This is a genomic window from Xylophilus sp. GOD-11R, assembly GCF_033546935.1.
Classification (GTDB): domain Bacteria; phylum Pseudomonadota; class Gammaproteobacteria; order Burkholderiales; family Burkholderiaceae_C; genus Xylophilus.
Map to the genome: position 1 here is coordinate 1,976,886 of NZ_CP137854.1, position 16,110 is coordinate 1,992,995.

Annotated in this window: 17 protein-coding genes; 7 read left to right on the plus strand and 10 right to left on the minus strand. The window is 67.1% G+C overall.

Going from position 1 to position 16,110, the window contains the following annotated elements; translation table 11 throughout:
- The 7 genes from R9X41_RS09285 to R9X41_RS09315 form a co-directional block, all read right to left on the minus strand.
- Entirely contained in the window at positions 1-993 is a 993-nt protein-coding gene (locus tag R9X41_RS09285) for a TRAP transporter substrate-binding protein (protein WP_412556677.1), read from the minus strand.
- A gap of 147 nt (positions 994-1,140) precedes the next feature.
- A complete protein-coding gene (locus R9X41_RS09290) occupies positions 1,141-1,992 on the minus strand; it encodes a hypothetical protein (RefSeq protein ID WP_318634586.1) in 852 nt (283 codons plus the stop codon).
- Positions 1,993-2,088: 96 nt separating this feature from the next.
- Positions 2,089-2,871, minus strand: a complete 783-nt coding sequence (locus R9X41_RS09295) for an IclR family transcriptional regulator (RefSeq protein ID WP_318634587.1) — start codon at positions 2,869-2,871, stop codon at positions 2,089-2,091.
- A gap of 49 nt (positions 2,872-2,920) precedes the next feature.
- On the minus strand, positions 2,921-3,670 hold the full coding sequence (locus R9X41_RS09300) for an arginyltransferase (protein WP_318634588.1): 750 nt from the start codon (positions 3,668-3,670) through the stop codon (positions 2,921-2,923).
- Positions 3,667-4,419 carry a leucyl/phenylalanyl-tRNA--protein transferase gene (gene aat, locus R9X41_RS09305; protein ID WP_318634589.1) on the minus strand — a complete coding sequence of 251 codons (753 nt, stop codon included), beginning with the start codon at positions 4,417-4,419 and terminating at the stop codon, positions 3,667-3,669. The genes R9X41_RS09300 and aat overlap by 4 nt, the downstream gene beginning before the upstream one ends.
- A 16-nt stretch (positions 4,420-4,435) precedes the next feature.
- Entirely contained in the window at positions 4,436-4,789 is a 354-nt protein-coding gene (locus tag R9X41_RS09310; RefSeq protein WP_318634590.1) for a c-type cytochrome, read from the minus strand.
- A gap of 57 nt (positions 4,790-4,846) precedes the next feature.
- Positions 4,847-5,242, minus strand: a complete 396-nt coding sequence (locus R9X41_RS09315; RefSeq protein ID WP_318634591.1) for an RNA-binding regulator — start codon at positions 5,240-5,242, stop codon at positions 4,847-4,849.
- 388 nt (positions 5,243-5,630) lie between these two features.
- Between R9X41_RS09315 and R9X41_RS09320 the strand changes: the two genes are divergently transcribed.
- Positions 5,631-5,990: a hypothetical protein gene (locus R9X41_RS09320; protein ID WP_318634592.1), complete on the plus strand. Its 360-nt coding sequence runs from the start codon at positions 5,631-5,633 to the stop codon at positions 5,988-5,990.
- Between the two features lie 2 nt (positions 5,991-5,992).
- Here the strand turns inward: R9X41_RS09320 and R9X41_RS09325 are convergent, their stop codons facing one another.
- Positions 5,993-6,895, minus strand: a complete 903-nt coding sequence (locus R9X41_RS09325; RefSeq protein ID WP_318634593.1) for a LysR family transcriptional regulator — start codon at positions 6,893-6,895, stop codon at positions 5,993-5,995.
- Positions 6,896-7,001: 106 nt separating this feature from the next.
- On the opposite strand from R9X41_RS09325, the gene R9X41_RS09330 reads away from it, so the two are divergent.
- The 6 genes from R9X41_RS09330 to R9X41_RS09355 all read left to right on the plus strand — a co-directional run bounded on the left by R9X41_RS09330 (position 7,002) and on the right by R9X41_RS09355 (position 13,681).
- Positions 7,002-7,907 (plus strand): HTD2 family dehydratase, encoded by a 906-nt coding sequence (locus tag R9X41_RS09330; protein ID WP_318634594.1) that lies wholly within the window; start codon positions 7,002-7,004, stop codon positions 7,905-7,907.
- Positions 7,908-7,931: 24 nt separating this feature from the next.
- Positions 7,932-9,101: an acyl-CoA dehydrogenase family protein gene (locus R9X41_RS09335; protein WP_318634595.1), complete on the plus strand. Its 1,170-nt coding sequence runs from the start codon at positions 7,932-7,934 to the stop codon at positions 9,099-9,101.
- A 19-nt stretch (positions 9,102-9,120) separates the two neighbouring features.
- Positions 9,121-10,314 carry a CaiB/BaiF CoA transferase family protein gene (locus R9X41_RS09340; RefSeq protein ID WP_318634596.1) on the plus strand — a complete coding sequence of 398 codons (1,194 nt, stop codon included), beginning with the start codon at positions 9,121-9,123 and terminating at the stop codon, positions 10,312-10,314.
- Positions 10,311-11,165: an HpcH/HpaI aldolase/citrate lyase family protein gene (locus R9X41_RS09345; protein WP_318634597.1), complete on the plus strand. Its 855-nt coding sequence runs from the start codon at positions 10,311-10,313 to the stop codon at positions 11,163-11,165. Before R9X41_RS09340 ends, R9X41_RS09345 begins: the two co-directional genes overlap by 4 nt.
- A 127-nt stretch (positions 11,166-11,292) precedes the next feature.
- Complete coding sequence (locus tag R9X41_RS09350) at positions 11,293-12,237, plus strand: tripartite tricarboxylate transporter substrate-binding protein (protein ID WP_412556701.1); 945 nt, start codon at positions 11,293-11,295, stop codon at positions 12,235-12,237.
- Between the two features lie 124 nt (positions 12,238-12,361).
- Positions 12,362-13,681 carry a tetratricopeptide repeat protein gene (locus tag R9X41_RS09355; RefSeq protein WP_318634599.1) on the plus strand — a complete coding sequence of 440 codons (1,320 nt, stop codon included), beginning with the start codon at positions 12,362-12,364 and terminating at the stop codon, positions 13,679-13,681.
- Here the strand turns inward: R9X41_RS09355 and R9X41_RS09360 are convergent.
- Both R9X41_RS09360 and R9X41_RS09365 read right to left on the minus strand, forming a co-directional pair.
- Positions 13,674-14,426 carry a class II aldolase/adducin family protein gene (locus R9X41_RS09360; protein ID WP_318634600.1) on the minus strand — a complete coding sequence of 251 codons (753 nt, stop codon included), beginning with the start codon at positions 14,424-14,426 and terminating at the stop codon, positions 13,674-13,676. The genes R9X41_RS09355 and R9X41_RS09360 overlap by 8 nt on opposite strands.
- A gap of 82 nt (positions 14,427-14,508) precedes the next feature.
- On the minus strand, positions 14,509-16,098 hold the full coding sequence (locus tag R9X41_RS09365) for an ABC transporter substrate-binding protein (RefSeq protein ID WP_318634601.1): 1,590 nt from the start codon (positions 16,096-16,098) through the stop codon (positions 14,509-14,511).
- Positions 16,099-16,110 lie beyond the last annotated feature (12 nt).

The window sequence follows — 16,110 nt, forward strand, 5'->3', positions numbered from 1 at the left end:
TTATTTCTTGGCGGCGCGGTAGGCGTCGACGATGGCCGCGCCGTCGGCGCCGGCGGCCTTGAGCCAGTCGGCCTGCATGATGCTGCCGACCTGGCGCATGTCCTGGTCGAGCTTGGGCGAGGGCTTGATGATGCGCATGCCGCGTTCGGTCAGCAGACGCTTGTATTCGGCGTTCTTCTCCTCGGCCACCTTCCAGCCGCGCGCTTCCGCATCCGCCGCCACCTTGCTCACAGCGGCTTGCGTGGCCGGGTCCAGCGCGGCGAAGGCCTTGGCGTTGACCAGCACCACGTTCTTGGGAATCCAGGCCTGGGTGTCGTAGAAGTTCTTGATGTATTCGTAGGTCTTGGTGTCGTAGCCGGTGGAGCCCGAGGTCATGAAGGCTTCGATCACGCCGGTGGCCATGGCCGCGCTGAGTTCGGCCTGCTGGATCTGCACCGGCTGCGCGCCGATGAGTTCGGCGATCTTGGCGGTGGCCGGGCTGTAGGCGCGCCACTTTATGCCGCGCAGGTCGGCCACCGAGGCGACTTCACGCTTGCTGTAGATGCCCTGCGGCGCCCACGGCACCGAGAACAGGATCTTCATGCCCTGGGCGGCCAGCAGTTTCTCCATGGCGGGCTTGGACACGTCGTACAGGCGGTGCGCATCGGCATATGTGGTCGCCAGGAAGGGCACGCCGTCGAGCGCGTACATCGGGTTCTCGTTGGAGAAGTTGGCCAGCAGGATCTCGCCGGCCTGTGCCTGGCCGCTTTGCACCGCGCGCTTGATCTCAGGCGCCTTGAACAGCGATGCGTTGGCGTGCACCGTGATCTTGAGCTTGCCACCGGTGGCCGCATCCACCTGCTTGGCGAACTCGACGATGTTTTCGGTGTGGTAGTTCTGCGCGGGGTAGGCGGTGGGCAGGTCCCAGCGGGCTTGCGCCAAGGCGGCGGCTGCGGACAACGAGAGTGCGGCGGCGATGGCGACACGGATGGACGGCAGTCGGATACGGTTCACGTCGAGCTCCTGGAGAAATACGTGCGATGCGAAGGAAAACCCTGCGATCGGAATGGGGCAGGGGGGCAACCCATTCCGGTGCATGTTGCCTGATGTATCGCAATATCGATGCCAGTGAATCCCCCGTGTCGATGGCCCGCGCGCTGCTCAAGGCCGCGCTTGCTGCAGCCGGGCGAATTCGTTGCGCTTCATGGCCAGGTATTCGTCGCGCTCCATCTCGTGCAGTTGCTTGGGGTAACGCTCGGTGGCGTCGAACCAGGCGGCCGCGCGCGGCTCGCGCTGCGCGACGGAGGGCGCGGCGAGAAAGCTGTCGATCGCCAGGTAGTAACGCATGGTGTTGCGCTCGACCACGCCACGCACGCCGTCGGTGGTGAAGCCGGCCTTGTCGCGGCCGAGCGTCGACAGGTAGGCCTGCATCGCGAAGCGTGCGGCAGCGCCGTAGGCGTAGGAGTAGCCGAGGTGGATGAAGGTCTTGCCGGAGGGCAGCGGAATCGCCTGCAGTTCGATGCGGTAGTCGCGCGTGGACAGCGGCCCTTCCTTGGCGCCCAGGCGCACGTCGAGCAGGTGGTCATCCGTGGCGAGTGGCGTGAAGACGAAGGCCACTTTCTGCGCCTGGTCGAGCGGCTGGTCGAACTTGCGGCCCACGCTCACCGCCAGACTGACGGCGCCGGCCTGTTCCTGCGGCGCGCAGTACTTGGTGTTGAGGTGCAGCATCAGCACCTCGCACCAGTTGCCGGGGCTGCGCATGGCAGAGGACACCGTGGCGAAGGGCTTGTCGATCACCGCGTAGATGTTGCCGGAGAGCTGTTCCTTGGTTTCGGAGGACTCCAACACCAGCGGCCGGCCGAAGGCGTTGTCGCGCAGTGCGTCGCCCAGGGTGTCGTAGCGCTGGCGCAGCGTGTCGGCCGAGGCGGGCGCCTGCGCGGCAGCCGTGCCGCCGGCCATGGCGGTGAAGACCGCGAGCAGGGTGGTGGCGAGCAAACGGGTCGATCGGTGCATCTCGGACATCCTGGCCCGCGACGGCGGGCCCGAGCGCCGCATGCTAGGAGCCGGCGCCGCCGGCCGCGCGAAGACTTGTAACCTGGACGGTCGGCCTCAGACTGGTGGGCGGTGGCCGAGCGAACTGGAGATTTCGCGTGCCGTCTGCTCCAGCTTGGCGAGCCAGCCTTCGTCGATGCGGTCGGCGGGCGAGGAAATCGACAGGCCGGCGACGAGTTTGTCCTGGTCGTCGTAGATGCCGGCGGCCATGCAGCGCACGCCGAGTTCCAGCTCCTCGTTGTCGCGGGCGGTGCTGTACTGGCGCACCCGCGAAAGCTCGCGCTCGAGCACCGGCAGGTCGGTGATGCTGTTGCGGGTGTGACCGGCAAGACCGGTACGGGTGGCGTAGGCGCGCACGCGTTGGGGGTCGTCGGCGGCCAGGAAGAGCTTGCCGACGGAGGTCAGATGCAGCGGTGCCCGCCCGCCGATGGCGCGCACCACCTGCATGCCGGAGCGCTCGCTGTAGGAGCGCTCGATGTAGACGATCTCGTCGCCCTGGCGCACGCTCAGGTTGACCGGTTGCTGGATGAGGCGGTGCAGCTCGCGCATCGGCACCAGGGCGGCGTCGCGTACCGACAGCCGCGCTTTCACCAGATTGCCCAGCTCCAGCAGGCGCATGCCCAGCCGGTAATAACCGGATTCGGGGCGATCGACGAAGCGGCCGGTGGCGAGGTCGTTCAGGATGCGGTGGGTGGTGGAGGGGTGCAGGCCGGTGCGCTCGCTGATCTCCTTGAGCGATACCGCCTCTTCGTGCGAGGCCAGCACATCGATCAGCGCGAACATGCGCTCGATCACCTGGACATTGGGAGTCGCCGGAACGCTGTTGTCTGTTTTCTTCATGGAAGGCAAGCCGCCGGAGCCTGGATTGCCATCATTTTATAAGGTGAAATCAGAGCTTGTCAGCGGACGCTTCCTGCCATTCTCCCGCCACCAGCAATTCGTGCGGATGAAAGCGCGTCTTGTAGCGCATCTTGTCGCTTTGGGCGATCCAGTAGCCGAGGTAAACGTAGGGCAGGTCGAGGCTGCGCGCCTGGGCGATCTGCCACAGCACGCCGTAGGTGCCGTAGCTTGCCGACGGGTCGGGGTCGTAGAAGGTGTAGACGGCGGATATGCCATCGTCGACCACGTCGACGATGGCCACCATGCGCAGGGTGCCGAGCTTGCCTTCGGGGGCCGCGTCGCGGAATTCGACCAGCCGCGAGTTCACCCGGCTTTGCAGCAGGAACTGGGTGTACTGGTCGATGGAGTCGTGGTCCATGCCGCCGCCGGCATGGCGACCGTTCTGGTAGCGCAGGTAGAGCTGGTAATGCTCGGGCACGAAGCAAAGCTTGAGCACCCGCTCCTGCAGGTCGGCGTGGCGTTTCTGCGCGCGGCGCTGGCTGCGGTCCGGAACGAAATCGCGGACCCGTACGCGCAGTGGCTGGCAGGCCTGGCAGCCGTCGCAGTAGGGTCGGTAGGTGAACATGCCGCTGCGCCGGAAACCCTTGGCGATGAGTTCGCTGTAGATGTCGTTGTGGATCAGGTGGCCGGGCGTGGCGACCTGCGAGCGCGCCTGCCTGTCCGGCAGATAGCTGCAGGGGTAGGGTGCCGTTGCATAGAACTGCAAGGCATGCAGGGGGAGTTCCTTGAGATGCGTCACGCGGAAGGCGGGCCGGGCAGGAGTTCGCGCCAGTATACGGGGGTGAATTCCCATCGCGGCGCGGGTTTCGGGGTCCGGTCGGCCAGTGCCGCGGCGAACTCGCCGCGCGGCATTTCGGCCGCGCCCAACGAGGCCAGGTGTCGCGTGTTCTGCTGGCAATCGATCATGTCGACATGTTGCGCGCGACAAAAAGCCACGAGCGCGCTCAGGGCGATCTTGGAGGCGTCGGTGCGCCGTGCGAACATCGATTCGCCGAACACCGCACGGCCCACGTTGACGCAATACAGCCCGCCGGCGAGTTCGCCGTCGATCCAGGTCTCGACGCTGTGCGCGTGGCCGGCGCGATGCAGCGCGATATAGGCGTTCACCATGTCCGGCAGGATCCAGGTGCCGTTCTGGCCGGCCCGCGGCGCACTGGCACAGGCTTTGATGGTGGCGGCGAAATCGTGGTCGATTCGGATCTCGCAGCCCGCATCGTCCCGGAACGCCTGCAGCACCTTGCGCAGAGATCGGTGCAGGCGGAAGTCGGCGGTGCGCAGCACCATGCGCGGATCGGGGCTCCACCACAGAATCGGCTGGCCTTCGCTGAACCACGGGAAGATGCCCGAGCCATAGGCCCGCATCAGCTGGCGCACCTCCAGCGAGCCGCCCGCGGCCAGCAGGCCGGCGGCGGGATCGTCGTCGGTCCAGGCGGTCGACAGCGGGGGAAAGGCGTCGCCTGGTCGGAGCCAGAGCAGAGGTCGGGTCATGCGGGTGAGCGAGGATTCAGCGTGACGGGCGGTCCAGCACCCAGCGTGCCAGGAGCAGGGCTTCATCTTCAGTCATGTGCGGCTGGCGCGGCATGACCAGCCGGCCCCAGTTGCCGACGGCGCCGTTGCGCAGGCGGCCGGCCAGATAGGTGGCGGCCTTCGGATCGGCGCGGTAGCGGTCGGCGACCTGGGCGAACCCCGGGCCGACCTGCCGGTGCACCGGGCCGTGGCAATTCATGCAGGCGTATTTGTCGACCAGGGCGGAGACAGGCTCGGCGCCGGCAGCCGCCTGCATGCTGCCCAGGAGCAGGCCGGCGGCCAGCGCGTGCAGCGAGCGAGCAGTCTTGATCGGCACTCGGAAAATATCCATCTCCCAACGAAAAAAGGCTCCAGAGGAGCCTTTTCATGCACTTGCGCGCTGCGTGGTTCAGTAACCGCCGCGGCCACCGCCGCCGTAACCACCGCCGCCACCGCTACGGCCACCGCCGCCGCCGTAACCGCCGCCGCCGCCACCACCGTAGCCGCCACCACCGCTACGGCCACCGCCGCCGTAGCCGCCGCCGGCCGGACGGGGTTCCATCGGGCGAGCTTCGTTGACGGTCAGAGCGCGGCCGTCGAGTTGTTGGCCGTTCATGCCTTCGATGGCAGCCAGCGCTTCAGCGTCGGTGCCCATTTCCACGAAGCCGAAGCCCTTGGAACGGCCGGTTTCACGTTCCATCATGACCTTGGCGCTGGCGACGACGCCGTATTCGCCGAAGGCTTCTTGAAGGTCGTTGTCACGAATGCTGTAGGACAGATTGCCTACGTAGAGTTTTTTGCCCATGAGGACTCCAGAAAAATACAAAACAAGCGATGGAGTCCCAAATCACAACAAACAAATGCGCTGTGGCGCGAAACTAGCCAATCACCGACACGTCCCTGCAAGTAAAAACTATGCACAAACGTGACGTCATTATGGGCTTGAAATGATGTTTTTCCGCTCGCTTCCAACTTTCTTTCAAAAATAACGAGTCGTATTGTCTTTTCGCTTGCGCACGGCCCCGCGAAAAAACCATGCACCGCCCTCTGAACCCACCGATTGTCGCTGGTAGCAACCCCGCGAAAACCCTGACGAAACAACAGGATGATGGGTAGCTTCGACGGTGTTCAAGTTACATTCATGGACACGTGTTCTTCGCGTCTTTTTGCGCGACGTGTCCGCCCCCCCCCGCATGAAGCCCCTGATTTTCTCGATCGGATTGATCCCCCTGGTCTGCGCCGCGCAGGTTCGCAGCGCCATCGTGATGCCTGCCAGCGAGCAATTGCGTGAGGCAGAAGAAAAATACCGTACCTGCGCCGCGCTGTCCCTGCCCGACAACTTCAGTCGCATCCACGAGCCCCGGATGGCCGCAGAGCGGGCGCTCGACCAATGTCACAAAAAGAGGCTGGCGCTCGCCGGCCAGTTCGCGCTGGACAATCCGGGAACCCGGCGCACCGGTGAATACATCGAGGACGTGCGTGTACGCCTGACGGGCGACCTGGCCACCTGGATCGCCGATATGAAAACGCTGGGCGTGCAGGGCCCGCGCTGAATTCACGCCACGGCCGTGCCGAAATGCGCGCAGATGGCGGTGATCAGCGCCTGGCTGTAGACCGGCAGCCTGCCGCGGTCGCGTGCCAGCAGGTAACGCTCGCGCACGCACCAGGCATCCGACAGCGGCACCAGTGCCAGTCCGAGCGCTTCCCGATGCCGTAGCGCAGCCGATTCTGGCAGCACGCCGATCGCCACGCCGCCGGCGATCATTCGGCACATGGCGTCGAAGCTGCCGAGTTGCAGGCGCAGCTTCTGCCGCCGGCCCAGCCCGTCGGCGATGCCTGCCAGGAACGCTTGCAGCGTGCTGCCTTGCTGCATGCCTACCGTGTCTTCCTCCAGCGTTTCGACAAAAGCCACGGCCTTGCGCCGAGCGAAGCGGTGGCGAGCGGGGGTTACCAGTACCAGTCGGTCGGTGCTGAAGTGGATCTGCTCCAGCCCCAGCGTGTCGACCTGGCCGGCGACGATGCCGATGTCGGCACTTTCGTCGAGCACACCGCGCGGGATCACCGTATTCGGTTTTTCCTGAAGGTCCACGTTCACGCCCGGGTTGTCGCGCAGGAAGGCGGGCAGGATTTCAGGCAGGAAATCCGTCACGGCGGTGGTGTTGGCCAGCACCCGCAAGTGGCCGCGCGCGCCGCCGCCGTATTCGTCGAGTTCGGCGCGCAGCTGTTCCGAGCGCCGCAGCATGGCGCGTGCATGGTGCAGCAACGCTTCTCCGGCGGGCAGCAGCCGCACGCCGCGCGGCTCGCGCTGCAGCAGGGCGACGCCGGCCTGGTCTTCCAGCGATCGGATGCGGGCGCTCGCGGCGGCCAGCGACAGGTGCAGGCGCTCGGCGGCACGGGTGAGGCTGCCGAGTTCGGCGGCGGCCACATACAGACGCAGGTCGCGGAGATCGAAGTTCATGGTGGGTGGCAAGGGTGTTTGCCAGCGATGAGCCTCTTGTATTTTCGAAGGCTGGCAGCGAAAAACGCAGATTGTGCCCGTGCTGTGCCCGGCGGACGATGCGGCCATGACCGAGTCTTCCTTCCGCACCGCAGACACGTTGGATCCGACGCTGATCGCCCACCTCAAAAGCTGGACAGGCCGCACCGAAACCCTCGTCGACCAGGCCGGCGCCGCACCGATCCTGGCCTTGGCCGCCACGCTCGACCGCGACGACGGCGACCGGCTCGCCAGCGACCCGGCGGCCGAACTGCCGCCGCTGTGGCACTGGCTCTATTTTTTGCCCCGACCACTGGCGCGCGAAATCGGCGAAGACGGCCACGCGCGCCGGGGCGGCTTCCTGCCGCCGGTGCCGCTGCCGCGCCGCATGTGGGCGGGCGGCCGCCTGAAATGGCAGGTCGGCAACCCGCTGCGGGTGGGGCAGCGCATCGAACGGCACTCGCGCATCCTGTCGGTGGAGCACAAGGCCGGCCGCAGCGGGGAACTGGTCTTTGTCACCGTGGGCCACGAGGTGCACAACGAACGGGGCCTGGCGCTGGCCGAGGAGCACGACATCGTCTACCGCGCCGCCGCCCGCCCGGGTGACCCGGCGCCCGCGCCCGTCGTGGCCGAGACCGGCGCCGCCTGGCAGCGCGACCTGCTGGCCGACCCGGTGCTGCTGTTCCGCTATTCGGCGCTCACCTTCAATGGCCACCGCATCCACTACGACCGCCGTTATGTCACCGGCGTCGAGGGCTACCCCGGGCTGATCGTGCATGGCCCGCTGATCGCCACGCTGCTGGTCGACCTGCTCGGCCGCCATGCGCCGGGACGGGCGCTGGCGACCTTCGACTTTCGTGCGGTGCGGCCCACCTTCGACATCCATTGCTTCAGCGTCAACGGCCAGCCCTCGGAGGACGGCCGCACGGTGCGGCTCTGGGGCGCCGACCACGAAGGCTTTCTGACCATGCAGGCGACGGCCACCCTGGCCTGAAGAAACAACCCGAGATCCATTGGAATGAGCACAGCCTCCACTGAAGCCGAAGCCCACGCCGACATCCGCGACGCGGTACGCGACCTCTGCGCCCGCTTCCCCGACGAATACCACCGCCGCATCGACGAACAGCGCGGCTACCCCGTCGAGTTCGTCGACGCCCTCACCGAGGCCGGCTGGATGGCCACGCTCATCCCCGAGGAATACGGCGGCTCCGGCCTGGGCCTGGCCGAGGCTTCGGTGGTGATGGAGGAGATCAACCGCAGCGGCGGCAACTCCGGCGCCTGCCACGGCCAGATGTACAACATGAACACGCTGCTGCGCCACGGCAGCGAGCAGCAGAAGCAGTTCTACCTGCCCAAGATCGCCACCGGCGAGTGGCGCCTGCAGTCCATGGGCGTGACCGAGCCGACCACCGGCACCGACACCACGAAGATCAAGACCACCGCCGTGAAGAAGGGCGACAAGTACGTGGTCAACGGCCAGAAGGTGTGGATCAGCCGGGTGCAGCACAGCGACTGGATGATTCTGCTGGCGCGCACCACGCCGCTGGCCGAGGTCACCAAAAAGAGCGAGGGTATGTCGATCTTCATGGTCGACCTGCGCCAGGCCGAGAAGACCGGCATGACGGTGCGGCCCATTCCCAACATGGTCAACCACGAGACCAACGAGCTGTTCTTCGAGAACCTGGAGATCCCGGCCGAGAACCTGATCGGCGAGGAAGGCAAGGGCTTCAAGTACATCCTCGACGGGCTCAACGCCGAGCGCACACTGATCGCGGCCGAATGCATCGGCGACGGCTATTGGTTCATCGACCGGGTGACCAAATACGTGAAGGACCGCGTCGTCTTCGGCCGGCCGATCGGCCAGAACCAGGGCGTGCAGTTTCCGATCGCCGAGGCCCACATCGAGGTGGAGGCGGCCAATCTGATGCGCTGGGAGGCCTGCCGCCTGTTCGACGCCCACCAGCCCTGCGGCGCCCAAGCCAACATGGCCAAGTACCTGGCGGCCAAGGCGAGCTGGGAGGCGGCCAATGCGTGCATCCAGTTCCACGGCGGCTTCGGCTTCGCCAACGAATACGACGTGGAGCGCAAGTTCCGCGAGACCCGGCTCTACCAGGTGGCCCCCATCTCCACCAATCTCATCCTGAGCTACATCGCCGAGCACGTGCTCGGCCTGCCGCGCTCGTTCTAGTTCGGGAGGAAAACGCACCATGACCCTGCCACTGCAAGGCATTACCGTCGTCTCGCTGGAACACGCCATCGCCGCGCCGTTCTGCACCCGCCAGCTCGCCGACCTGGGCGCCCGCGTCATCAAGGTCGAGCGGCCGGGCGCAGGCGACTTCGCCCGCGCCTACGACCAGCGGGTGCACGGCGAGGCATCGCACTTCGTCTGGACCAACCGCAGCAAGGAAAGCCTGGCGCTCGACCTGAAGGATCCGGACGCGCTGGCCGCGCTGCGTGCGCTCATCGCCAAGGCCGACGTGCTGGTGCAGAACCTCGCGCCGGGAGCCGCCGCGCGGATGGGCCTGGGCTACGAGGCGTTGAAGCAGGCGCATCCGCGGCTGATCGTCTGCGACATCTCCGGCTATGGCGCCGACGGGCCGTACCGCGACAAGAAGGCCTACGACCTGCTGATCCAGAGCGAGGCGGGTTTTCTGTCGGTCACCGGCACGGCGGAGCAGCCCTGCAAGTCGGGCAATTCCATCGCCGACATCGCCGCCGGCATGTACGCCTATACCAATATCCTGGCCGCGCTGCTGCGGCGCACCACGACCGGGGAGGGCGCGCACCTCGACGTCTCCATGCTGGAGTCGCTGGCCGAGTGGATGGGCTTTCCGATGTACTACGCCTTCGACGGCGCCGCGCCACCGCCCCGTGCCGGCGCGGCGCACGCCAGCATCTACCCGTACGGCCCCTTCCCGGCGGGCGACGGCGGCACGGTGATGCTCGGCCTGCAGAACGAGCGCGAATGGAAGCTCTTCTGCGACCTCGTCCTGCGCGACCCGGCGCTGGCCACCGATGCGCGCTTCGACAGCAACTCGCGCCGCAACGCCGACCGCGCCGCGCTGCAGGCCATCATCGTCGCCGCCTTCGCTCCCATGACCACCGCGCAGGTGCAGGCGCGGCTCGACGAAGCCGGCATCGCCAACGCCACCATGAACGACATGGCCGGGCTCTGGGCGCATCCGCAGCTGCAGGCGCGCCAGCGCTGGCGCCAGGTGGGCAGCCCGGCGGGCGATATCCCGGCCCTGTTGCCGCCCGGGCGCAGCGACCGCTGGGAGCCGCGCATGGATCCGATCCCGCGCGTGGGCGAACACACCCGGGCGCTGCTGCGCGAAGCCGGGCTCGACGAAGCCGCCGTCGACGCACTCGCAGGGCCGGCGATCGCCGAGGCCGTGCGATGAACTCGCAGCACGCCATCGCCGACGCCCGCAGCTTTCTCTTCGTGCCGGCCGACCGGCCCGAGCGCCACGCCAAGGCCTTGGCCAGCGGCGCCGACCGGGTCATCCTGGACCTGGAGGACGCGGTGGGCTCGCCGGCCAAGGAAGACGCGCGCAAGGCCCTGGCAGACCGTTTTGCCGCCTTCGACCCGCCGCAACGATCGCGCCTGATCGTGCGCATCAACGGCGAGGGAACGCCCTGGTTCGACGAGGACCTGGACCTGATCGCCAGACTGGCCGCGCAGGGCCTGGGCGCGCTGGTGCTGCCCAAGGCCGAGAGCGATGTCTGTCTGCTGGCGGTGGCGCGAGCCTGTCCCGGTCTGCCGCTGCTGCCGCAGATCGAAAGCGGCGCCGGCCTGGACGCGCTCGACGCCATCGCCCGGGCGCCGGGGGTGGTGCGGCTGTGCCTCGGCCACCTCGACCTGGAAAACGACCTCGGCATCCACAGCGGCATCGAGCAGTTCGAAATCGCGCCCGCGCGCTGGGACATCGTGCGTGCCAGCCGCCGTGCCAGCCTGGCGCCGGCGATCGACAGCATCACCGCCGACATCCACGACACCGGGCTCGTGCGGCGCGACGCCGAACGGGCCCTGCGCATGGGCTTCGGCGCCAAGCTGTGCATCCATCCGACGCAGATCGCCGCCGTGCACCGGGCGTTCATGCCCAGCGAGCAGCAACAGGACTGGGCGCGCCGCGTACTGGAGGCTGCCGACACGAACGGCGGCGCGGCCTGCACCGTCGACGGTCGCATGGTCGACCTGCCGGTCATCGCCACCGCCCGTCGGCTCATGGCCCGGGTGGTTGTCCCCGATTGACGCGCACAGGCCGCGCCTGCTTCCATTGCCGATCGACAACCAAAGAAGGAGACATGAATCCATGAGCATCGCCAACACCCGCATCGTTCGCCGCCGCATCGCCGGCGCCGCGCTCGCGCTCATCGCGATGGCGGGCGCAGCACCCGCCATTCAGGCCCAGGGTGCCTGGCCCGAAAAGCCGGTCACCCTCGTCGTGCCGTACTCGGCTGGCGGCCCCACCGACGTGGTCGCCCGCGTGCTGGCCGTGCCCATGGGCAAGTCGCTCGGCCAGACGGTGGTGGTGGAGAACACGGTGGGTGCCGGCGGCACCCTGGCCGGCGCCCGCGTGGCGCGTTCCAAGCCGGACGGCTACACGGTGCTGTTCCAGCACATGGGCATGTCGACCGCGCCGGCGCTCTACAAGAAGCTGAGCTTCGATCCGCTCAAGGACTTCGACTACATCGGCCAGGTGATGGACGTGCCGATGACGCTGCTCTCGCGCAAGGACCTGCCGGTGGCCAACTTCCAGGAACTGCAGGCCTACATGAAGGCCAACGGCGACAAGGTGTCGATGGCGCACGCGGGCATCGGTGCGGTGTCGCAGCTCTGCGCGCTGCTGTTCACCAGCCAGCTCGGCGTGACGCCGACGCAGATCCCTTACAAAGGCGCCGGCCCCGCGCTCAACGACCTGATGGGCGGCCAGGTCGACGTGCTCTGCGACCAGACCACGTCGACCGGCCCGGTCATCAAGGACGGCCAGCGCGTGAAGGTGTACGGCGTCACCACGCCGCAGCGCCTGTCGAGCTTTCCCAACCTGCCCACGCTCGACGAGCAGGGCCTGAAAGGCTTCGACGTGAAGGTGTGGCACGGCATGTACGTGGCCAAGGGCACGCCGAAGGACGCCATCGGCAAGATCAACGCCGCTCTGCGCGCCGCGCTGCAGGACGACACGGTCAAGACCCGGCTGGCCGAGCTCAGCAGCGAGATCGTGCCGATGGACAAGGTCACGCCGGAGTCGCTGCAGAAACAGCTGCAGAGCGAGATGGTGAAGTGGGAAAAGGTGATCAAGGCGGCGAACGTGCAGGCGGAATGAGCGGATCGGGCGACCCGGGCGGCGGTCGTTCCTAGAATCGGCGCTCGTCCTGCTCGTGCTGCTCGTCCGTACCTTCCGCACTTTCTGCTTGCCCGGAGGCCCACGGCCTCCGCTCGTTTCGCCCATGCCCACCGACCCCCTGCGCCAGGCCCTCGACCACCACCGGCAAGGCCGGCTCGACGACGCGGCCGAGGCCTATCGCGCGATGCTGCAGGCATCGACCGACGACGCCGAGGCCTTGCATTACCTCGGCGTCTGCCGGCACCAGCAGGGCCTGCACGACGAAGCGCTGCAACTGCTGCACCGCTGCCTGCGCGTCGCGCCCGACGATGCCGGCGCCCGTAACGATCTGGGCAACGTGCTGTACGCGCTGCAACGCTTCGACGAATCGGCGATGGCTTTCGAGGCATCGCTGGGGCTATCGCCCGGGCAGCACGCGGTGTGGACCAGCCTGGGCGCCGCCCAGCGCGAGGCCGGCCTGCCCGACGACGCTCTGGCGTCTTTCGGCCAGGCGATCGCGCTGCAGCCCGAATATGTGCCCGCACTGCAGCACCTGGCGCAACTGCACGACGCCGCGGGCGATGCGGTGCTGGCATCGCACTACCACTGCCGCGCCTTCGTGCTGCCGCCGCTGGAAGGCAAGTCCTTCGAGATGCGCGGCACCGCGTTCTACTTTCTGCAGCGCTTCGACGAGGCCGCGAAGGTGTACCGCGACTGGCTGGCCGCCGAGCCCGGGCATGCGGTCGCCGAGCACATGCTGGCCGCCTGCAGCCGCGCCACCGAGGCACCGGCGAGGGCGTCGGACGGCTACCTGGAGCGGCACTTCGACCGCTTCGCCGATCACTTCGACGCCAACCTGCTGGGCAGCCTGGGCTATCGCGGGCCGGCGCTCATCGGCATCGGGCTGGCAATCGCCTGCCCCGATCTGGTCGAGCGCGCATTCGACGCTGTCGACCTGGGCTGCGGCACCGGCTTGTGCGGCCCCGTCATCGCGCCGTACAGCCGCAGCATCATCGGTGTCGACCTGGCGACGAAGATGCTGGAGAAAGCAGCCGAGCGCGGTCTGTACGACCGGCTGGAAAAAGCAGAGATCGGCGAATTCCTGGCCCGCCGCCCGGCCGCCTTCGACCTGGCCGTGGCGGCCGACACGCTGATCTACATCGGCGCGCTGGACAGCCTGTTCGCCCATCTGGCCGTCGCCCTGCGCGAGCGCGGGCTGTTCCTGTTCACCATCGAATGCACGACCGACGAAGACGTGGCGCCCCATGGCGTCTGCCTGCACGCCAGCGGCCGTTACCGGCATTCGGCCGACCATGTGCGGCAATGCCTGCTGGCGCAGGGCATGGAGCTGACGCACTGGCAGCCGGAGCCCCTGCGCGAGGAGCTCGGCCGCCCGGTCGCCGGCGCGCTCTGCGTGGCGCGCAAGCGGGGCAGCCTTAGCTGATCAGCCGCAGGGCCGACTTCCAGGCCAGCTGCGCGTGTTCCACGCCTTCTTCACGGTTGAACTGCGCGGCCGTACGTTGACAGACCTCCTTCGAAGGCCACGTCATGGTGCGGCCCGAGCTGAGCGCCTTCACCTGCGCCTGGCATGCGCGCTCCAGGAAATAGATATTCAGGAAGGCTTCGGGGATGGTGCGGCCTGCGGCCATCAAACCGTGGTTGCGCAGGATCATCACCTGATGCTCGCCCAGGCTCGCCACCAGGCGCTCGCGCTCGCCGAGGTCGAGCGCGATGCCTTCGTAGTCGTGGTAGCCGATGCGGTCGTAGAACTTGAGCGCGTGCTGGGTGATCGGCAGCAGGCCTTCTTCGAGGCAGGCGACGGCCATGCCGTCGGCGGTGTGGGTGTGGATGACGCAGGCCAGGTCGTGGCGCGCCATGTGGATCGCCGAATGGATGGTGAAGCCCGCGGCATTGACCGGCGCGCTCGCGTCTGCCGCTTCCACCACGGCGCCGGTCGGGTCGATCTTCACCAGGTCTTGCGGCCGCATCTCGTGGAACAGCACGCCGTAGCGGTTGATCAGGAAGTGATCGGGCGTGCCCGGAATGCGGGCGCTGATGTGGGTGTCGATCAGGTCCGTCATGCGGAAATGCGCCACCAGGCGGTAGAGCGAGGCGAGGTCGCGGCGGGTCTCGGCTTCGGCTTCGGTCATGCCGACGGCGGTGGTTTCGGGCGTGGCGGTGGAGTTCATGCGAAAGGGTCCTGGATGGTGGTGTGGTGGATGACGACGCGGGCGGCTGCGTCGGCCGCCCGTCGGTCTGCCGGAAGTGGCTTCAGTTCTTGAAGTACACGGTGTCGAAGCTCTCGTGGATGCCGATGGCGGTGGTCACCAGGTTCTGCACCCGCTTGTCGGAGATGGTCGGGAATTCCATCTCCACCAGCCAGGCGATCGGCACGTCTTCCACGATCAGCTTCTGCATCTGGCTGTAGAGCGCCTGGCGCTTGGCGTCTTCCGTCTCCGTGGCGGCCGCGTCGGCGAGCCGGTCGACCTCGGGGTTGGAATAACCGACCGTGTTGGTGAACATGATCTTGCGGATGTTGGAGCTGACGTAGTTGCGCGTCACGCCGAGTGCCGGGTCGCCGAACTGGTAGAGCCACAGCAGGTTGAGGTCGTAGTCCCAATTGGCGATGCGCTGGCTGTAGCTGCCGGTGTCGCTGGCCTCCAGGGTCACGGCCACGCCGATCTTGGAGAGCGACTGGCGGATGAATTCGCAGGCGCGCTGCACCATCTCGCCGTAGGGCGCCACGGGCAGGCGTACGCGAGCGCGCACGCCCTTGGCGTCGGGCTTGAGGCCCATCTCGTCGAGCAGGGCGTTGGCCTTGGCGATGGAGAAGTCGTACTTCTTCACGTTGGGCTCGTAGTACTTGGTCTTGGAGTTGACCGGGCCGGTCGCGACCTTGCCGAAGCCGTAGAGGATCTTGTCCTTGATGAAGTTGCGATCGATCGCATGCATCACCGCCTGGCGGAAGCGCTTGTCGTTGAGCGGCGCGGTGCGGTTGTTGATCTCCAGCCACATGATCGGCGCGAAGTATTCGTAGCCCTTGGTCGTCATCTGCAGGTTGGGCAGCTTGCCGATGCGTTGGGCGTCGAACAGTTCCAGGTCGGTCCACTGGGTGAGCTGCACCGTGCCTTTCTCGATGGCCAGCGCGCGCGAGGCGCCGTCGGGGATCACGCGGTAGATGATCGCGTCGAGGTAGGGCAGGCCGGGCTTGAAGTACTCGTCGTTGCGCACCAGGTGGATGTGCGAGCCGCGCACCCATTCCTTGAATTTGAACGGACCCGAACCGATCGGGTTCATGTTGTTCGGGTTCTTGGTGACGTCGGTGCCGGCGTAGATGTGCTTGGGCATCACCGGCAGGTTGGAGATGTCGAAGGCGCCGATGAAGGGGCCGAAGGGCTCGGTCAGCTTGAAGACGACGGTGTGGGCGTCCGGCGCGGTGATGGATTCGCAGCGCGCGAAGATCGCCTTGGCGCGCGGATGGGTCACCGGCAGGAATTCTTTCACCGTGTAGATCACGTCGTCGGCCGTCAGCGGCTTGCCGTCGTGCCACTTGGCGGCGGGCTCCAGGTTGAAGGTGTAGGTCTTGCCGTCGGGCGAGATGGTCCAGCTCCTGGCCAGGCTCGGCAGGGGTTTCAGGTTGACGTCGTAGGTCAGCAGGCTCAGGAAGATCTTGCCCGACACCATCTGCGTGGGCGTCAGCTGGCTGATCGCCAGGTTGAGCATCGGGGGCTCGGGCTGCACGATGGAATTGAGCGTGCCGCCGCGCGTCTGCGCATAGGCGCGGCTGAGACCGAAAGAGGCTTCGAAAAGCCCCAGGGCGCCGGCGGCCAGGAGACTCTTGTTGAACTCACGTTTTTGCATGCTGATCCTCGG